Origin of the sequence: Pedobacter hartonius, from assembly GCF_900107535.1 — a bacterium.
Classification (GTDB): Bacteria; Bacteroidota; Bacteroidia; order Sphingobacteriales; family Sphingobacteriaceae; genus Pedobacter; species Pedobacter hartonius.
This window is the reverse complement of sequence record NZ_FNRA01000002.1, coordinates 154,664-171,824: the sequence shown is the minus strand read 5'-3', so window position 1 is coordinate 171,824 and position 17,161 is coordinate 154,664. Positions and strand designations below refer to the sequence as shown.

The following is a 17,161-nucleotide window of genomic DNA, read 5'->3' as shown; positions in this document are numbered from 1 at the left end:
GCAAAACAGTTAAATTGTGACTGTATAAGAATATTATTAATGAAGATAGGTATTGTTTGTTACCCCACATTTGGTGGTAGCGGTGTTGTTGCTACGGAATTAGGAAAGGCACTGGCCGATGAAGGGCACCAGGTTCATTTTATTACCTACAGCCAGCCTGCCAGGCTGGACTTTTTCTCAGCTAATCTCTATTACCACGAGGTTTCCGTAAGAGATTATCCCCTGTTTGACTATGCTCCCTATGAATCTGCCCTGGCCAGTAAACTGGTAGATGTGGTAAGGTTCGAAAAGCTGGATATCCTGCATGTTCATTATGCTATTCCACATGCTTCAGCTGCATTTATGGCGAAGCAGATCCTGGAAACCTACGGTATCCATATCCCATTTGTAACCACGCTTCATGGTACTGATATTACACTTGTTGGGAAAGATCCGACATACAAGCCTGTAGTGACCTTCTCCATCAACAAGTCTGACGGGGTAACCACAGTTTCTGCCGATTTAAAAGAGGATACGAAGAAACATTTCGATATTACCAACGAGATTGAGGTAATCCCAAATTTTATAGATTTCAGCAGGTTTAGCTTAAAGGCGAAGGACCATTTTAAAAAGGCAATTGCACCTAATAATGAAAGGATACTTATCCATACCTCTAACTTCCGTAAGGTGAAAAGAACCTCGGATGTAATTAAGATGTTTAAGCTGATCCATGATAAGATCCCTTCCCGTTTACTGATGGTAGGGGATGGCCCAGACCGTGCCAATAACGAACAGTTATGCAGGGATCTCGGTATTTGCGACCAGGTTCGCTTCCTGGGGAAACAGGATGCTATTGAAGAGATACTTTCTGTATCAGACTTATTCCTGATGCCTTCTGAAACGGAAAGTTTTGGATTGGCAGCACTGGAGGCTATGGCCTGCAAAGTGCCTATCATCACATCTAATGCCGGTGGTTTGCCGGAACTGAATGTTGATGGGTTCTGCGGTTATATGAGTAATGTAGGTGATGTGGAGGATATGGCTGCTAAAGCAATTTCTATTCTTGAAGATGACGAGGTGCTGAACAGGTTCAAGGAAAATGCATTTACAAGAGCTCAGGACTTTGACCTGAAAAAGATATTGCCGTTTTATATTGAACTTTATAATAAGATCATTGCGAAGAGCCCGGCACATGTGATGGCACCGCAGATTGATATGTAAATCATTATATCATCTCTTTTAGAGTAATTTTTAGATGGAGCGGTGTCAATAGGTTGATGCCGCTCTTTTTGCATAAGAGGGAATTATCTGGCTTCGCTGAAAAAAGAGGAGTCCTGTTTCGGTGCTGCCGGCTACTGAAGGGCAGCCGAGAAGGCATCGAAACAGGACTTCCCTTTTTTTTGAGGTCATCTGATGCAGGCTGGCCGTTGAAATGGCTTAACTATTCCTGACTCCTGCGTAGATTCTTATTTTGTTGGTACGAACAGGAAACATACAGGAGCACCGATATCGATCTTCTTGCCGCTGTCTTTAAGTTCACCTGTCACTTTATTGCGCTTAAAGATGGTAATGTCGTTGGTTTTCTGGTGGCCCACAAGCAGCCAGTTGCCGCTGGGATCAATTGCAAAGGCCCTGGGGCCATTTCCGGTGGTACTTACCTGGCCTTTTTTAGTCAGTTTACCATCTTTGCCGACTGCAAAAGTGGTAATGGTGTTGGCTGTTCCCCTGTTGCTCACATACAGGAATTTTCCATCTGCGGAAAGCTGGATATCTGATCCACCGCTTTCGCCCTTGAAATCGCTGTTAATGACACTGGTTTCCTGAATCTTTTTCAGGGTACCATCATGATAACTGAAGGCGGTTACATCACCGTGCAGCTCCTGGATGAGATAGGCATATTTACCGTTATTGCTGAAGATGATATGTCTTGGCCCGCTGCCAGGTTTTACGCTGATGGTATCCTTCAGGACCAGTACATCATCGTCAGCATCCTTATGGTAAGTATAAAGGTATACCTTGTCCTCACCGAGGTCGTTGGAAACTACATATTTGTGGTCGGGCGTAAAGCGCACCATATGTACGTGTGCGCTTTCCTGCCTGTTTTTGTCTATACCTGATCCGGTGTGCTGAATGACCTGTTTTGCAGGGGTTAATGCCCCGCTTTGATCTCTTCCGAATACAGCAATGCTGCCGCCGCTATAATTGGCGATCAGTACATTTCTGTCATCGGCGATGAGATAACAGGGATCGGCACCTTCGGACTTTTGTTTATTTAGAAAATCTAATTTACCTGTTGCTGCATCGTAGCTGAAAGCGCTTACCATACTTTTATCGCCGTCTTCATTCACCGCATAGATAAATTTCCTGTCTGGTGTTACCGCCAGGAAACTTGGGTTGATGACATTCTTCTTTACGCTTACACGTGTAAACGCAGCAGTAGAAGGATTGAAATCGTAGACGTAGATCCCTTCACTTTTTCCGGGAGCCGTATAGGTTCCTATGACAAGGTGATCATCTACTTTTTGCGCTTTTACGGATAAAGTACACATTGCTGCAGCCAACAGATAAAATAATTTCTTCATTTTCTAATATTACGTTACCGGATATTAATTATTGGATCAGATGTTTGATCTGAATCAGTTCATGTTCTTCCAGGTGACGCCATCTTCCGCGGGGAAGATCTTTTTTAGTCAGGTTACCATATACTACACGGTCCAGTTTAACTACTTCGTAGCCCAAATGCTCAAATATTCTGCGGACAATCCTGTTTTTACCACTGTGGATCTGGATGCCTACTTCACGTTTTGAACCGCCGGCAACGTAAGATACCGAGTCTGGTTTGATAATACCATCCTCAAGTTCCAGACCGAACTGAATTTTATTCAGGTCACCCTGACTCAGACTTTTACTCAGTTCAACATGGTAGATCTTGGTAATGCCATTCTTGGGATGTGACAATTTATCTGCCAGATCACCATCATTGGTCATCAATAATAAACCTGTGGTGTTACGGTCTAAACGCCCAACAGGATAGATACGCTCCCTGCTTGCTTTTTCTACCAGTGACATTACCGTACGGCGTTCCTGAGGATCGTCAGTAGTGGTGATATAATCTTTGGGTTTATTTAATACAACGTAAACTTTCTTTTCACGTTTCAGCAGTTCACCATTGTAACGTACTTCGTCTTTTGCAGGATCTACCTTATGTCCCAGCTCGGACACCGGAACGCCATTCACTGAAACAACACCGGCGGCAATCAGCTCATCGGCCTTCCGGCGTGAACAAATGCCTGAATTGGCGATGTAGCGGTTTAAACGGATCTTGCCATCATCAACACTGTTGCTTTCTTTCCTGCTGCGCATTACCGGCGCTGCCGCAGGACGGTCTTTGGAGAAAGGTTTTCCACCTGATAACAGGGGGCCTCCTTCTTCTCTTTTTCTGAACGGCCTGCTGTCAGTACTTCTTGAAGTGCTGCTTTTTTTATCGAATGTTCTGAATGGTCTTTCACCATCTGAACTGAAATTATCTTTCTTTACATAACTGCGGCTTTCATTTCTCGGCATTTCTTTGGAACTGCCTTCTTTGAATGCCCGTGGTTTGAAACTTGACGGACCTCCTGAGCTTCTTGGACTCTTAGGCCTGAAGGTACTGCTCTCTCCATCCCTGCCTTCTCGCGGTCTGAAATTACCGCTGTCACCTTCTCTTGGTTTGTAGCTGCTTCTTTCACCGTCTCTTGACGGCCTGCCTTTGAAATCTTTGGCATCTCCGCCTCTTCCTGCTCCTGGTCTGAAATTACTGCTGTCACCTTCTCTTGGTTTAAAGCTGCTTCTTTCGCCATCTCTTGGTGGCCGGCCTTTGAAATCTTTGGCATCCCCCTCTCTTCCTGCTCTTGGCCTGAAGCTGCTTCTTTCACCATCTCTTGGCGGCCTGCTGTTGAAATCCTTAGCATCCCCGTCTTTTGCCGCTCTTGGCCTGTAATTGTCCTTTGCTGCTCCAGATTTACTCTTATCGTTCCCGTCTTTCCCCTCAAACTTGCTTTTACCTTTGTAAGAACTATCTGTTCCACTCTGGCTTCTACCTGTTGTGCTTCGGTTTCCCGGTTTGGACTTGTCATCCCGACTGTTCCTGTTGTTATTTTTTATCATGATACGCTGTTAACCACATACTTAATGCGGGGTGCAAATTTAATAAAAATAGCTCAATTCACCTCCTATATTTTTCATCCTGATGTTAAATTTAAAATCGTGCTCTACAGGCATTTAAACCGGCCTTTTGACCCTAAATCGCGTAATAGCTTGATAATTAGCTTTATATATTGTATGTTTGCAGGCGTTTTATAATTGTTAACCAAAAAAAGGAGGAAAATGATAAAGAAACACATAATAACATGTTCAGTAATTTTAGGATTACTGGTTATGGCAAAAGTGTTTGCTTACTACATGCCCCAAGCAGCAAAAAGTCAAAAAAAAGAAGTCAATACCACTGTTAAAAACACTATAATACCCACAATACCCACCATAAAAAAAGAGCCGGCATCTTTAATGGCTCAGTTGAATTTCGCGGAAGAATCCCTGCCTCTCGGAGACAGGAAAGTAGAGCGGAAAATGAAGAAAGTTCTCGCTGCACATAATTACAGCAGTCTTCAAACCAATCGTTTACATCATTTAGCTGCTGAATGGTTCCCGGTTATTGAACCGATCCTGGCAGCTTATGGTATTCCTGACGATTTTAAATATGTTCCCCTGGTTGAATCGGGTATTCAGGGAGGGACATCACCTAAAGGAGCGAACGGGTTCTGGCAGTTCATGCCTGGCACGGCCAGGAGTTACGGACTAAAGGTAAATTCGAAAATTGACGAACGCAAGAACCTGCGGAAATCTACCATCGCCGCCTGCAAATACATCAAGGAACTTTATGGGATTTTCGATAGCTGGACATTAGTAGCCGCTGCATATAATGTAGGGGATAACCACATGAAAAAGCAGATCCACAGGCAAAGTCAGGATAACTATTTCAAAATGAAGCTGAACCGTGAAACAGGCGGTTATGTGTATAAACTCATTTCGATGAAACAGATCCTGAGAGATCCTGCACGTTATGGTTTCCATGCACCTAAAAGAGTGCTGGCAATGAATACGAACAGGGAATAATAATATTGACATGCAATTGGGGAAGCCGGCACATGATGCCGGCTTTTTGCGTTGAAAACTTTTCTTTTAATGTCCTGATGTCAAAAGCCTCAAAAGGCTTTTTTGATGATAAAATTTTTAGCATTTTTGTGGCTGCAAATTTGCTGTCTTAATTTCAAAGATTTCAATAGCGTTTATAAATATATATGAGCAAAAATACCATTGACCTGGGCGAGCAAAAGGATGTTGAAGTATATGGTGCCAGGGTCCACAACCTTAAAAATATAGATATATCTTTTCCGCGTAACCAGTTGGTGGTGATCACCGGATTAAGCGGCAGCGGAAAGTCTTCCCTGGCTTTTGATACGATATACGCCGAAGGACAACGCCGTTATATGGAAACCTTCAGTGCCTATTCCCGTCAGTTTATGGGCGGAATGGAAAGGCCTGATGTAGATAAAGTATCCGGACTGAGCCCGGTAATTGCCATTGAGCAGAAAACTACCAGCAAAAATCCAAGGTCTACCGTAGGAACTATCACTGAGATTTATGATTTCATGCGTTTGCTGTATGCCCGTACGGCCGATGCTTTCTCCTATAACACAGGAGAGAAGATGGAACGTATGAGCGAAGACCAGATCCTCAATAATATTTATACAAAATATGACGGACTGGCAGTGAACATCCTTGCACCGGTTGTAAAAGGACGCAAGGGACATTACCGCGAATTATTTGAACAGATCCGTAAACAAGGATATGTAAAAGTAAGGATTGACGGAGAGATCCAGGATATGACTGCCAAAATGCAGGTGGACAGGTACAAGATCCATGATATAGAAATTGTGGTAGACCGGCTGCTGGTGGACCGTAAGGACCATAAACGACTGATCGATTCTGTACAAACCGCAATGCGCCTGGGTAAAGGGATTATCAAGATCAGTGATAAAGAAAATAATGTTTCTCACTTCAGCCGGTTTCTGATGTGCCCCACAACAGGGATCTCCTATGATGAGCCTCAGCCAAACAGTTTTTCTTTCAACTCACCCTATGGTGCATGTGAGCGCTGTGACGGGCTGGGCTATATTTTTGTGGTAGACAGGGAGTCTGTGATGCCCAACCCAAAATTGAGTATCATCAACGGAGGCCTGGCCCCGCTGGGTGAATACCGCGATATCTGGTTGTTCCAGGTGATCAAGGCAGTGGCTAAAAAATACAATTTTTCCCTTTCTACCCCGATAGAGAAATTAACAGAGGAACATATAGATATCATTCTCAATGGTACTCCTGAACTACTTTCGGTAGCTGTGGAATACAATAAATGGAATGTACAGAATTATCAGATCACCTTTGACGGAATCATCAAATTACTGGAAGAGCAAAATGAGAAGAAGGGTGAAGGTGCGGTTGATGATATGGAAAATTTCCGCAAGCTTAAAACATGCCCGGTATGTGAAGGCGCAAGACTGAAAAAGGAAAGCCTGCATTTTAAGGTGGACGGAAAGAATATATTTGAACTGGCAGAAATGGATATCAACAGCCTGAAGAGCTGGTTCGTTGATGTGGAGAGCCGTTTAACTGAACGTCAGAATACCATTGCAAAGGAGATCCTGAAAGAGATCCGCATCCGGTTGGGTTTCCTGTCTGATGTAGGGCTGAATTATCTTTCCCTTGACCGTACTGCAAGAACGCTTTCGGGTGGTGAGGCACAGCGGATACGTCTGGCCACACAAATAGGTTCACAACTGATGAACGTCATGTATATCCTGGATGAGCCCAGTATCGGACTTCACCAGCGCGACAACGAAAGGCTGATCGGCGCTTTGAAGAACCTCCGTGATCTTGGAAATACAGTCCTTGTAGTAGAGCATGATAAGGAGATGATCCTGGAAGCCGATTATGTGATTGACGTTGGTCCTGCTGCAGGTTTACACGGAGGGCAGATCGTTGCACAGGGAACTCCTGCGCAGATCCTGAAATCGAGTACGCTCACTGCCGCCTATCTCAACGGAGAAAAGGAGATAGCGGTGCCTAAGAAAAGAAGAAAAGGAAACGGACATAAGCTGTCCATCCTTAAAGCCAGCGGACATAACCTGAAGAATGTTTCGGTAGACTTTCCCCTTGGTAAATTCATTGCGGTAACCGGTGTTTCGGGCAGTGGAAAGTCGAGCCTGATCACAGAGACATTATACCCCATTCTGAACCATCATTTTTTCAGGGCCAAGAAACATCCCCTGGCATATGAAAAGATCAACGGACTGAAGGAAATAGATAAGGTAATTGAAATTGACCAGGCCCCGATAGGGAGGACGCCAAGGTCAAACCCTTCCACCTATACTGGTGTTTTCTCGGATATCAGGAATTTATATGTACAGCTTCCTGAAGCCAAGATCAGAGGGTACAAACCCGGACGTTTTTCTTTTAACGTTAAAGGAGGAAGGTGCGAAACCTGTCAGGGCGCAGGAATGAAGGTGATAGAGATGAATTTTCTGCCGGATGTACACGTACCTTGTGAAGAATGCGGAGGCAGAAGATATAACAGGGAGACACTTGAAGTTCGCTATCGTAGTAAATCCATCAGTGATGTACTGGACATGAGTATCGAAGATGCCTGCGACTTCTTTGAGAATATGCCTGTTATTTACAGGAAAATTAAGACACTTAAAGATGTGGGTCTGGGATATATCACCCTTGGCCAGTCGTCAACTACCCTGTCCGGCGGAGAAGCCCAAAGGGTTAAACTGGCTACGGAACTTTCTAAAAAAGATACGGGAAGAACATTTTATATCCTGGATGAACCCACTACAGGGCTTCACTTCGAAGATATCAGTGTCTTGTTGGGCGTACTCAATGAGCTGGTTGATAAAGGAAATACGGTGCTTGTAATTGAGCACAACCTGGATGTCGTTAAGGTGGCCGACTGGGTAATTGACCTCGGTGAAGAAGGTGGTGCCGGTGGTGGAAGGATCATTTTCGAAGGAACACCTGAAGGACTGATCCAGAACCCGATCAGCCTTACCGGAAAATTTTTGAAGAAAGAAATGAATATCAGATCTTAACTGATTTACCATCAGGATTGCTGAGTGAATCAGTTAAGATATTGTATCTTTAAATGAAAATATAACCTTTAACTGCCAAAGGCATCCTGGTGCTGACACCAATATGATAGCTTCATAACCGATAAAAACAAATATTTACTGATGAAAAACCTGCTGAATCAGAAACAGATGCGTTCCGCAGACGCATTTACGATCAAGAACAAGGAGATATTATCCGTAGACCTGATGGAATCCGCATCCCGGGCTTTTGTAAAAGCATTCCTGCAGGAAGTACCTGAAAAAGCTACCTCAATAGCTATTTTATGCGGGAAGGGCAATAACGGGGGTGATGGACTGGCTATTGCGAGGATATTGAAAGACAGCGGGTATTCCGGAGTTTCTGTTTACCTCGTTAACTTCTCTGCAAAAGAAACTGAAGAATATACAATTAATCTGAAACGGCTGGAAGACCTGTGGTTCCCTTTAACCGCGGTAAATACAGCTGCAGATTTACCTGATCTGAAAGAAAAGGTAATCATAGATGCTATTCTGGGGTCAGGTTTAAATGCTGTGCTGGAAGGTCCCTATCTCCAGCTGGTAGAATCTGTTAATGCCCTGAACAGGCAGGTGATTGCAGTAGATGTACCTACAGGATTTCCTGCTGAAGGCCCCTTGAAAAAAGAAGGTGTTTACCTGAAGGCTGATCTTGTGATCTGTTTTCAGCGGCCCAAGATTAACTTTTTCTTTCCGGAGTCTGTGCAGGCCCTGAAACGTTTTACGGTTGTTCCGATAGGGCTGGATGAAGAATTTATACAAAACTGTGATTCTCCTTACCGGCTGATAGAGGGGCCGGATCTTACAGGCCTGGTAAAACCGAGAGCGCCATTTAGTCACAAAGGCACCTATGGGCATGCACTGATCGTTGCCGGGCAGCAGCAAACTATGGGAGCTGCATTGCTCTCTGCCCATGCCTGTCTGCATGCAGGCGCTGGCCTAACTACTTTATCCATTCCTGAAAGTGGACTCACTGCCCTGAATACAAGATTACCGGAGGTGATGTACCTTGACAGGGCAGATTTGATCCCTGAGAAGACGAACAAGTTTAGCGCAATTGCCGCAGGACCGGGATTGGGGACAGCCGAAGGAAGTATTGCGATTTTACAGGGCCTTCTTAAGCTGAAGGTTCCCCTGATTCTTGATGCAGATGCCTTAAATATGATGGGCGACAAGCCGGAGCTGCTTAAACAGTTGTCTTCAGGATCTGTACTGACGCCCCATATGAAAGAATTTGACCACCTGTTTGGCGATCATGATTCCTGGTGGGAACGTTTAGAGACCGCAAGGGAAAAAGCTTTGGAACTGGGCTGTGTGATCGTCCTCAAGAACCAGTATACCTTTATCATTGATCTGACCGGAAAGGTTACGGTTAATACGACAGGAAATGCTGGTATGGCACAAGGAGGAATGGGTGATGTACTTACGGGTTTGATAGCTTCATTTGCAGCCCAGGGGTATACTGCTAATGAGGCAGCATGTATTGCTTGTTACCTGCACGGGAAAGCTGGTGATGAACTGGCTGAAACACAGGTAAGCATTTCCGCTTCTGATTTAACGGGCCGCGTTTCCAAAACGCTAAAAGGATTAATTAAATAGACACGGCGCCAAGAGCTACCATCTTTTCCATAGTAGGGTTTACACTTCCGCCGCGTTTTTCAAGCGTAACGGCAAAAGCTTGTGCATTACCCACTTCCTTCATGGCAAGCAGCAATTTCTTAGGTTGTGTCTGGGCGTCAAATACGCCGAGATCTACTGGTTTGCCATCCACCATAGCCCATAACTGGTACTGATGTGAGGCATCATTTTCGGGGAGTGCCATTTTGGTATTATCTACCATGACGTGCTGCCCTTTTTTATGCCAGTACACCATCATGTTGGCCTGTGGAGAAATTTTAGTTCCGGCAAGCTTAACAGGTATCCATGTAGGATCGGATGAAATTGCAGCGATTTCCTGCAGATCTTTGTTCTCGTCTTTTATATAACTTACTGTAGCAGCAAATTTTTCTTTGTCAGTACTTAAAGAAGCAATTTGCTGGTTGGCGAGGTTTAGTTTATTATGCGCAGAATAAAGCGCTGCAACACTGATCAGCAGCAGGGCAACGCAGGCTACGAGTGCAAATCTTAATGTTCTGATTGCGGAGGAGGAATTGTCTGGATGCAGGGGAACTATTTTGCCTGCAGTTGCAGCTGGAAGCTGTTCAGCAGGCGTAGCACCAATCTCGTCAAAGATTTGTTTCTCTAAACTGGCCGTGGGCTTTATTGAATGGCTTACGGCATATTTCTCCATAGCAATCTCTATGGCATTAATCTCCTTACTGATTTCAGGGTATTTAACCGACATATCCTCAACCTCCAGTTGTTCCTGGGCGTTTAACTGCCCTAACACGTAAAGTTCGAGTATGCCTGTTTCGATGTATGCCTTTGATTCTTCCACTTAATTAAAATGCTTTCTTAATTCCATAATAGCCATTCTGATTCTGGTTTTCACCGTACCTAATGGTAAATTCAGTTCTTCTGCTGCCTCAACATGTGTATATCCCTTAAAATATACCATATTTAATACATCATTGAATTCTGGTTTAAGTGCAGTAACCATATCTCTTAAACCAAGTGTATCAGCATTGAAAGTGATCTTTTTTTGCGAGTCAATAAAATCTACGTTATTTTCTATGTCTTGGTTTTTGTTGGCATTTCGAAAATCTTTCGAGCGAAGTTTATCTATGGCCATGTTACGGGCAACGTTGATCATCCAGGTGAACAAACGGCCTTTGGAGCTATCGTAGCTGTCGGCTGAGTTCCATATTTTTATAAATGTTTCCTGTAATAAATCTTCAGCGACTTCTGGTTGCTGTACGATTCTTGAAATTACGCCTAATAATGCACCAGAATACATATCGTACAGTGCTTGTATCGCAATAGTTTCGTGACCTCTGAGTGCTCGCACCAGGTCTACTTCTGTGAGGGATATTTTTTTAGTCGCTGCCAATGTTGCTAATATACAGAAAGTCTAACAAGTTCAGACATGTTTTGTTTGAACTTGGAGCCCTTTTAAAAATCAAAAAGATGTTTTTCAGCATGATACGATGACCTTACCAAAGGGCCGCTTTCCACATATCTTAACCCTTTGGCCAGGCCAATTTCTTTGTATTTTGCGAACTGATCCGGATGGATCCAGTCCAGTACCGGATGATGGTTACGGGTAGGTTGTAAATACTGTCCGAGTGTAAGGATGTGTACGCCGTTTGCTACCAGATCATCCATTGCTTCCAGTACATCATCTTCGGTTTCGCCTAAGCCCAGCATAATACCAGTTTTGGTTCTGAGTCCGAAGTCAGAAATTCTTTTCAGACATTCCAGGCTTCTGTCATATTTTGCCTGTACGCGAACCTGTTTGGTTAACCTGCGTACAGTTTCGATATTGTGTGACATTACTTCAGGGCGTTCTTCCAATACACGGTACAGGTTATCCCAAATACCTCTGAAATCAGGAATCAATGTCTCCAGCGTAGTTTCAGGACTTTCCCTTCTGATAGCCTGTAAAGTCTCTGCCCAGATGATTGAACCACCATCTTTAAGGTCATCCCGGTCTACAGAAGTAATTACACAGTGTTTTACCTGCATGAGTTTTACCGAGTTTGCCACGCGGTTAGGTTCATCAGTATCCACAGCCTTCGGCCTGCCTGTCGCCACTGCGCAGAAAGAGCAGGAACGGGTACAGATATTACCAAGGATCATAAAGGTTGCTGTACCAGCTCCCCAGCACTCACCCATATTAGGGCAATTGCCGCTTTCACAAATGGTATGTAACTTATGGGTATCTACAAGGCTGCGTACTTGTGCATACTCTTTCCCTACAGGTAGCTTAACTCTAAGCCAGTCTGGTTTACGTTGTACTGTGTTTGCTGAAACAACCGGAAGTTCGATCATACAGCAAAGTTAAGCAATAGGTTTGAATTGTTATAAAGATGAAATGTCATGTTACCATTAAAAAAAGATATTTCTAATTCTTGATCACTTCAGCCACTTCGTCGGCCGAAATGTCGCTGTGTGAGGCATCCAGTATGCAGTCACCATCCTTAATCAGCAGGATCTGCGGAGATTCATGGAGAACCTGGAATGTTTCAGCTATCTTCGCTGAGATTGCACGATGGCTGATTAAATCAAGAAAATACAGCTTTGTTTCTTCGGGAATAATTTCCCAATCCAATTCAAAACGCCTTTTGGCCATTGAACTCACTGAACAGCGGGTGCTGTGTTTAAAGATCAAACTATATCCCGTACTCGATTTAATATCGCTGATCTGGTTCAGATCAGTAATGTTCTTCCACTCCATCTTCTTCGTTAATTTTTAAAAGCTTACTTTCTCCGGCTGCCTTTTGGATAGGACTGATACGCAGGGCAGATCCGCGATCCGCATGACTCTAAGACTGTTATTGCAAAAAATGCGCCAAGTAATACGATCGCTACCTTTTTCATATGATTCTGTTTGTTGTTCAGCGGCCATGAAGCTATCATGATCATGATGGTTTCATCTAACTGGCTTAAATTTGTTTTTCTTTTTGCTAAGCTACGCTATTTAAGAAAAAAAACAAAGCTGATATTATACAGTTGCCAGTAAATGAGCCATTTTAATAGCGGTGATTGCTGCTTCGTCTCCTTTATTTCCGTGTTTGCCTCCGGATCTGTCCAATGCCTGCTGCAGATCGTTTGTGGTCAGCACCCCAAAAATAACGGGTTTACTGTATTTGATTCCAACCTGTGTTACACCATTTGCTACGGCATCACAGATAAAATCAAAATGTTTGGTATCTCCCTGGATTACACAGCCTAAACAGATTACGGCATCAAGTTCAGCATGTTTATTCAGCAGAATTTCAGCTGCACCGGTTAGTTCGAAACTTCCGGGAACAGGTACAGAAAGGATGTTTTCTTCTTTCACACCATGTTTCAGAAGGGTTTCAAATGCTCCTTTGTACAGACTCCCTGTTACATCTGCATTCCATTCAGCCACAGCTATAGCTATTTTGTAAGCACTTCCGTCAGGAACAGTTGTATGCGAGAAATCAGAGAGGTTCTTTAAATTTGTTGCCATAGCACAAATGTAAGTATTAGTATAAAAAAAGGCCCGCATAAAATGCAGGCCTTTGTCAAAATATTTTATTTTATTTTCCCTTAGCTGCAGCAGCACGGGCAATATATTCATCGATCATTGTAGCTTCCTGGCTGGCCGGGAATTCTGTTTTGATCTTGGTATACGATTTTTCAGCATTATCAAAATCTTTCTGAGCTTCATAAACCAAACCTAATTTTTTAAGGAACATAGGAGAAGTAAACTTGTTGCTCGATTTGTCAGCCGCTTTTTTATAATAGGTAATCGCCTGGCTGTAATCTTTCAGCTCGCTGTAAGCATCGCCCAGCATTCCCAATGCTAATGGATCTGCAACGGGGCTTCCTGTTTCAGCATATTTGCCCAATACATCAGCTGCCTTTTTGTATTCACCTTTACGTAAATAGATTCCGCCAAGGTAAAGGTTCGCTAAATTTGCCGATTTTGTATTGTTATATTCTTCAGCGATCTTTTCAAATCCCGGATAACCTGAATCTCCGTTAACCGCTTTATTAGCCAGTGAGTCTACGCCAACATATTGTTCTGCTTTGTACATTTTTGCAGAAGCTTCCTGAGCCCTGTCCTTTAAATATACATTCTGATACCAAAAGTATATGATCACTAATAAGATTACCGCAGCGGCAATGAATAAAAGGCTTTTAGAGTTTTCTTCTAAAAATGAACCTTTTCTAACATTATGATTTACTTCTTTTTCTGTTGTGGACATTTTATTTAAAAAAATTAAGGATTGCAAAAATACATTTTTCGATTAAAGTATCAACCCCTTTTTTAGTATTTCAGTAAAATTTTAGCGGAAGCCCGAAGTTTAGAACTTCCTGAATCTGATAGGGATAGCATCCGGAGGGAAACAAATCTGCAGATCAGGTTATTTTAACAAAGCTAAACGGTAACTTTGACTGCTCATACTATGTGGTTAAAAAATATTACTCTGCTCAATTTCAAAAATTATTCTGATGCTGATCTGCGGTTTTCCAAAACCGTAAATGCGTTTGTTGGGAATAATGGCGCCGGTAAAACCAATCTTCTGGATGCGATCCACTACCTGTGCCTTTGTAAGAGTTATTTCAATCCTATTGATAGTCAGCAGATCAAAACAGCAGAAGAGCTTTTCCTGATTCAGGGAGATTTTGACCGCCAGGAGAAGAACGAAAAGATCACCTGCGGCGTAAAGAAAAACCAGAAGAAACAATTCAAAAGGAATAAAAAGGAATACGATAAACTGGCAAGACATATCGGGCTTTTTCCGCTGGTAATGATCTCTCCCTATGACGTGACGATCATTATGGACGGCAGTGAAGAACGGCGCCGGTTTATGGACAATGTGATTTCCCAGACAGATGCGCAGTACCTGGATGAGCTGATCACCTATAACCGCCACTTGCTGAACAGGAATGCTTTACTGAAGCAAATTGCTGTTACAAGACGTTATGATCCGACGCTGCTGGAGATATTTGACGAGCAGCTGGTGAGCTCCGGGCAGAAAATTTTTGAAAAACGCAAGCAGTTTATGCAGGACTATATCCTGTTATTCAATAAATATTATCAGTACCTTACTACAGCTGCTGAAAAGGTAAGCCTTGTTTATCAGTCGCAGTTAAATGATACCGCCTTTGAAACTTTACTCCGGCAGTCGGTAGAAAAAGATAAAATCCTGGAACGGACGACCACGGGGATACACAAAGACGACCTGATCTTTAGTATTGCGGATATGCCGCTGAAAAAATTTGGTTCACAGGGGCAACAGAAGTCTTTTCTTATTGCGCTGAAACTGGCACAGTATGCCTATGTGGAAAAATATAAAGGTTTTAAACCCTTATTGCTGCTGGATGATATTTTCGATAAGCTTGACGACCACAGGATGCACAAGCTGATGGAAATGGTTTCACATCACGATTTCGGGCAGATCTTTATTACAGATACAGGGAAAGAAAGAGTATTAAATATTTTCAATCAGATCAAAGTTCCCGTAACTTTGTTTGAGGTCGTTAACGGATCTATACAGCATGCGTAAACCAAATGATATGACCCTGAAAGATGCCATTACAAAGATGTTGTCTGTATACAGGTTAAGAGGGAAATTTGATGAAACAGGGGTTGTGGCCATGTGGCCTGAGATCATGGGCACTGCTATTGGCAACAGGACCACGCAGATCTATATTGCACACAGGAAGCTGTTTGTACGGATTGAATCATCAGTAATTAAAAATGAACTGCTGATGGTGAGAACCGGCATCATCCAGAAATTGAATGAGCGCGCCGGTTCTGAAGTCATCAATGAAATTATATTTTTGTAGGACTAGCTTTTGCCGCCGCCAAAGATCTTGCTGATCACCCAGATAATCAGGGCAAGCACTACCACGACTACGATTATACCAGACCATACGCCTGCTTTAAATATGCCTTCTACCAACGAACAGCTGGAAAGGGTTGTAACCAATAAAGCAATTAATGCCAGGGGGGTGTGTTTTTTGATGTTCATGATAGTTTGATTTAATTTATGTGATCACAACAAACTAATCATGGAATGGTTTGGGACAAATGTTACTTACCCTTTACCTTAAGCAGTTCAATTTCGAAGATCAGTGTGCTGTAGGGAGGAATATCCGGACCTGCGCCACGTTCGCCGTAAGCCAGCTGATATGGAATAAAGAACCTGAACTTCGAACCTGCAGACATCAGCTGCATTCCTTCTGTCCATCCCGGTATCACCCTGTCCAGTGTCAATGTGATGGGCTCGCCGCGGTCATATGAACTGTCAAACTGCTTTCCGTTCAGTAAGGTGCCTTTGTAATGTACCAGTACAGAATCAGTTTCCTTTGGTTTAGTGCCAGTACCCGGTGTGAGTACCATATACTGTAATCCGCTTGCCGTAGTTTGTACACCGGAGTTCTTTTTGTTGTTCTCCAGGAATGTTTTTCCTTCGGCAATATTGGCTGAGAATTTAGCCTGGCTTACGGTTTTGAAGGTGTTTTCAATTGCTTTTTGTGCAGATTGTTGGGTTAAAAGGGTCTTCTGGCCGGCAAATTCATCCTTCAGCCCCTTCATCAGAAACTCATAGTTCAGCGTTTTGAGTCCGCCGTTCTTCAGGCTTGAAGCCATTGACATCCCGAATGCATAACTTGCTGAATCCAGCGTGCCCGCAAATTTTACCGGTGCCACTGCTGTCCTGGTGGTTTTCTTTGCTGCAGGTTTTTTGGTTTGTGCATTCACTGCAAGGCTGCAGCAGGGAACCAATAGCGTAATCAATAATTTCTTCATGGATTTAATTTCGGTTGGTAAGGTTTAAAAAAAATAAGCACCTTTTAAGGGGTGCTTAAGTAATCTTATTTTGAGATCATGAACAGGGATTAGAAACGTTCAGCAGCTGTAAAGAAGAAATCTCCTTCAATTGCAGCATTCTCATCTGAGTCAGATCCGTGTACAGCATTTGCTTCAATAGATTCTGCATATTTTTTGCGGATAGTTCCGTCTTCAGCCTGTGCCGGGTTTGTTGCACCGATCAGTTTTCTAAAATCTTCGATTGCATTGTCTTTTTCAAGAATAGCAGCTACGATAGGTCCTGAAGACATAAAAGTAACCAGGTTTCCGTAAAACGGACGGTCTTTATGCACTTCATAAAATTTACCAGCAGTTTCTGCCGTCAGTTTTGTGTATTTTAAAGCAATGATCCTGAAACCAGCAGCCGTAATGTCATTAATAATCGCACCGATATGTCCGTTTGCTACTGCATCCGGCTTAATCATTGTAAATGTTCTGTTTGTACTCATCTTAGTTTTATTTGTTCTGCAAAACTACATTTTCTGCTGTTAATATTAAACATCAAATATAAAGG

General features: G+C 43.1%; 17 protein-coding genes. 6 read left to right on the top strand and 11 right to left on the bottom strand.

Features of this window, described 5'->3' with window-relative positions; all coding sequences use genetic code 11:
* Positions 1 to 39 precede the first annotated feature (39 nt).
* The gene (bshA, locus tag BLW16_RS04265) at positions 40 to 1,200 is read left to right on the top strand and encodes an N-acetyl-alpha-D-glucosaminyl L-malate synthase BshA (protein WP_090555335.1); all 1,161 of its coding nucleotides are present in this window, start codon (positions 40 to 42) and stop codon (positions 1,198 to 1,200) included.
* Positions 1,201 to 1,445: 245 nt separating this feature from the next.
* Here bshA and BLW16_RS04260 read toward each other — a convergent pair whose 3' ends face one another.
* Positions 1,446 to 2,561, bottom strand: a complete 1,116-nt coding sequence (locus tag BLW16_RS04260) for a lactonase family protein (RefSeq protein WP_090555334.1) — start codon at positions 2,559 to 2,561, stop codon at positions 1,446 to 1,448.
* Positions 2,562 to 2,589: 28 nt separating this feature from the next.
* Positions 2,590 to 4,125: a pseudouridine synthase gene (locus BLW16_RS04255; RefSeq protein WP_090555333.1), complete on the bottom strand. Its 1,536-nt coding sequence runs from the start codon at positions 4,123 to 4,125 to the stop codon at positions 2,590 to 2,592.
* Positions 4,126 to 4,521: 396 nt separating this feature from the next.
* Between BLW16_RS04255 and BLW16_RS04250 the strand changes: the two genes are divergently transcribed.
* The 3 genes from BLW16_RS04250 (at position 4,522) to BLW16_RS04240 (ending at position 9,797) form a co-directional block, all read left to right on the top strand.
* Positions 4,522 to 5,130, top strand: coding sequence for a lytic transglycosylase domain-containing protein (locus BLW16_RS04250; protein WP_245735120.1), 609 nt, complete (start codon positions 4,522 to 4,524; stop codon positions 5,128 to 5,130).
* 185 nt (positions 5,131 to 5,315) lie between these two features.
* Positions 5,316 to 8,165 (top strand): excinuclease ABC subunit UvrA, encoded by a 2,850-nt coding sequence (uvrA, locus tag BLW16_RS04245; protein ID WP_090555332.1) that lies wholly within the window; start codon positions 5,316 to 5,318, stop codon positions 8,163 to 8,165.
* Positions 8,166 to 8,306: 141 nt separating this feature from the next.
* Positions 8,307 to 9,797, top strand: coding sequence for an NAD(P)H-hydrate dehydratase (locus BLW16_RS04240; RefSeq protein ID WP_245735119.1), 1,491 nt, complete (start codon positions 8,307 to 8,309; stop codon positions 9,795 to 9,797).
* Here the strand turns inward: BLW16_RS04240 and BLW16_RS04235 are convergent.
* The 6 genes from BLW16_RS04235 to BLW16_RS04210 form a co-directional block, all read right to left on the bottom strand.
* On the bottom strand, positions 9,790 to 10,635 hold the full coding sequence (locus BLW16_RS04235; protein WP_090555331.1) for an anti-sigma factor: 846 nt from the start codon (positions 10,633 to 10,635) through the stop codon (positions 9,790 to 9,792). The two genes, BLW16_RS04240 and BLW16_RS04235, sit on opposite strands and share 8 nt — an antisense overlap.
* The gene (locus BLW16_RS04230; protein ID WP_090555330.1) at positions 10,636 to 11,187 is read right to left on the bottom strand and encodes an RNA polymerase sigma factor; all 552 of its coding nucleotides are present in this window, start codon (positions 11,185 to 11,187) and stop codon (positions 10,636 to 10,638) included.
* A gap of 62 nt (positions 11,188 to 11,249) precedes the next feature.
* A complete protein-coding gene (gene lipA, locus BLW16_RS04225) occupies positions 11,250 to 12,128 on the bottom strand; it encodes a lipoyl synthase (RefSeq protein ID WP_090555329.1) in 879 nt (292 codons plus the stop codon).
* A gap of 73 nt (positions 12,129 to 12,201) precedes the next feature.
* Complete coding sequence (gene ytxJ / locus BLW16_RS04220) at positions 12,202 to 12,534, bottom strand: bacillithiol system redox-active protein YtxJ (protein ID WP_090555328.1); 333 nt, start codon at positions 12,532 to 12,534, stop codon at positions 12,202 to 12,204.
* Positions 12,535 to 12,801: 267 nt separating this feature from the next.
* Complete coding sequence (ribH, locus tag BLW16_RS04215) at positions 12,802 to 13,293, bottom strand: 6,7-dimethyl-8-ribityllumazine synthase (protein ID WP_090555658.1); 492 nt, start codon at positions 13,291 to 13,293, stop codon at positions 12,802 to 12,804.
* Positions 13,294 to 13,363: 70 nt separating this feature from the next.
* Positions 13,364 to 14,035: a tetratricopeptide repeat protein gene (locus tag BLW16_RS04210; RefSeq protein WP_090555327.1), complete on the bottom strand. Its 672-nt coding sequence runs from the start codon at positions 14,033 to 14,035 to the stop codon at positions 13,364 to 13,366.
* 201 nt (positions 14,036 to 14,236) lie between these two features.
* Here BLW16_RS04210 and recF point away from each other — a divergent pair, with 201 nt between their 5' ends.
* Together recF and BLW16_RS04200 are read left to right on the top strand one after the other, a co-directional pair.
* Entirely contained in the window at positions 14,237 to 15,340 is a 1,104-nt protein-coding gene (gene recF / locus BLW16_RS04205) for a DNA replication/repair protein RecF (protein ID WP_090555326.1), read from the top strand.
* Complete coding sequence (locus tag BLW16_RS04200) at positions 15,333 to 15,623, top strand: DciA family protein (RefSeq protein ID WP_090555325.1); 291 nt, start codon at positions 15,333 to 15,335, stop codon at positions 15,621 to 15,623. Before recF ends, BLW16_RS04200 begins: the two co-directional genes overlap by 8 nt.
* A gap of 2 nt (positions 15,624 to 15,625) precedes the next feature.
* Here BLW16_RS04200 and BLW16_RS04195 read toward each other — a convergent pair whose 3' ends face one another.
* From BLW16_RS04195 to BLW16_RS04185, 3 genes are all read right to left on the bottom strand, one after another.
* On the bottom strand, positions 15,626 to 15,808 hold the full coding sequence (locus BLW16_RS04195) for a hypothetical protein (RefSeq protein WP_090555324.1): 183 nt from the start codon (positions 15,806 to 15,808) through the stop codon (positions 15,626 to 15,628).
* A gap of 62 nt (positions 15,809 to 15,870) precedes the next feature.
* Complete coding sequence (locus BLW16_RS04190; protein WP_090555323.1) at positions 15,871 to 16,587, bottom strand: BamJ family beta-barrel-assembly machinery protein; 717 nt, start codon at positions 16,585 to 16,587, stop codon at positions 15,871 to 15,873.
* A gap of 89 nt (positions 16,588 to 16,676) precedes the next feature.
* Positions 16,677 to 17,096 (bottom strand): nucleoside-diphosphate kinase, encoded by a 420-nt coding sequence (locus BLW16_RS04185; RefSeq protein ID WP_090555322.1) that lies wholly within the window; start codon positions 17,094 to 17,096, stop codon positions 16,677 to 16,679.
* Between the last annotated feature and the right edge of the window lie 65 nt (positions 17,097 to 17,161).

Bases quoted from the DNA above. Each gene is read 5' to 3' on its own strand.
- bshA (WP_090555335.1), top strand. From the start codon at position 40: ATGAAGATAGGTATTGTTTGTTACCCCACATTTGGTGGTAGCGGTGTT.
- BLW16_RS04200 (WP_090555325.1), top strand. From the start codon at position 15,333: ATGCGTAAACCAAATGATATGACCCTGAAAGATGCCATTACAAAGATG.
- recF (WP_090555326.1), top strand. From the start codon at position 14,237: ATGTGGTTAAAAAATATTACTCTGCTCAATTTCAAAAATTATTCTGAT.
- BLW16_RS04210 (WP_090555327.1), bottom strand. From the start codon at position 14,035: ATGTCCACAACAGAAAAAGAAGTAAATCATAATGTTAGAAAAGGTTCA.
- BLW16_RS04195 (WP_090555324.1), bottom strand. From the start codon at position 15,808: ATGAACATCAAAAAACACACCCCCCTGGCATTAATTGCTTTATTGGTT.
- uvrA (WP_090555332.1), top strand. From the start codon at position 5,316: ATGAGCAAAAATACCATTGACCTGGGCGAGCAAAAGGATGTTGAAGTA.
- BLW16_RS04260 (WP_090555334.1), bottom strand. From the start codon at position 2,561: ATGAAGAAATTATTTTATCTGTTGGCTGCAGCAATGTGTACTTTATCC.
- ribH (WP_090555658.1), bottom strand. From the start codon at position 13,293: ATGGCAACAAATTTAAAGAACCTCTCTGATTTCTCGCATACAACTGTT.
- BLW16_RS04240 (WP_245735119.1), top strand. From the start codon at position 8,307: ATGAAAAACCTGCTGAATCAGAAACAGATGCGTTCCGCAGACGCATTT.
- lipA (WP_090555329.1), bottom strand. From the start codon at position 12,128: ATGATCGAACTTCCGGTTGTTTCAGCAAACACAGTACAACGTAAACCA.
- BLW16_RS04190 (WP_090555323.1), bottom strand. From the start codon at position 16,587: ATGAAGAAATTATTGATTACGCTATTGGTTCCCTGCTGCAGCCTTGCA.
- BLW16_RS04250 (WP_245735120.1), top strand. From the start codon at position 4,522: ATGGCTCAGTTGAATTTCGCGGAAGAATCCCTGCCTCTCGGAGACAGG.
- ytxJ (WP_090555328.1), bottom strand. From the start codon at position 12,534: ATGGAGTGGAAGAACATTACTGATCTGAACCAGATCAGCGATATTAAA.
- BLW16_RS04255 (WP_090555333.1), bottom strand. From the start codon at position 4,125: ATGATAAAAAATAACAACAGGAACAGTCGGGATGACAAGTCCAAACCG.
- BLW16_RS04185 (WP_090555322.1), bottom strand. From the start codon at position 17,096: ATGAGTACAAACAGAACATTTACAATGATTAAGCCGGATGCAGTAGCA.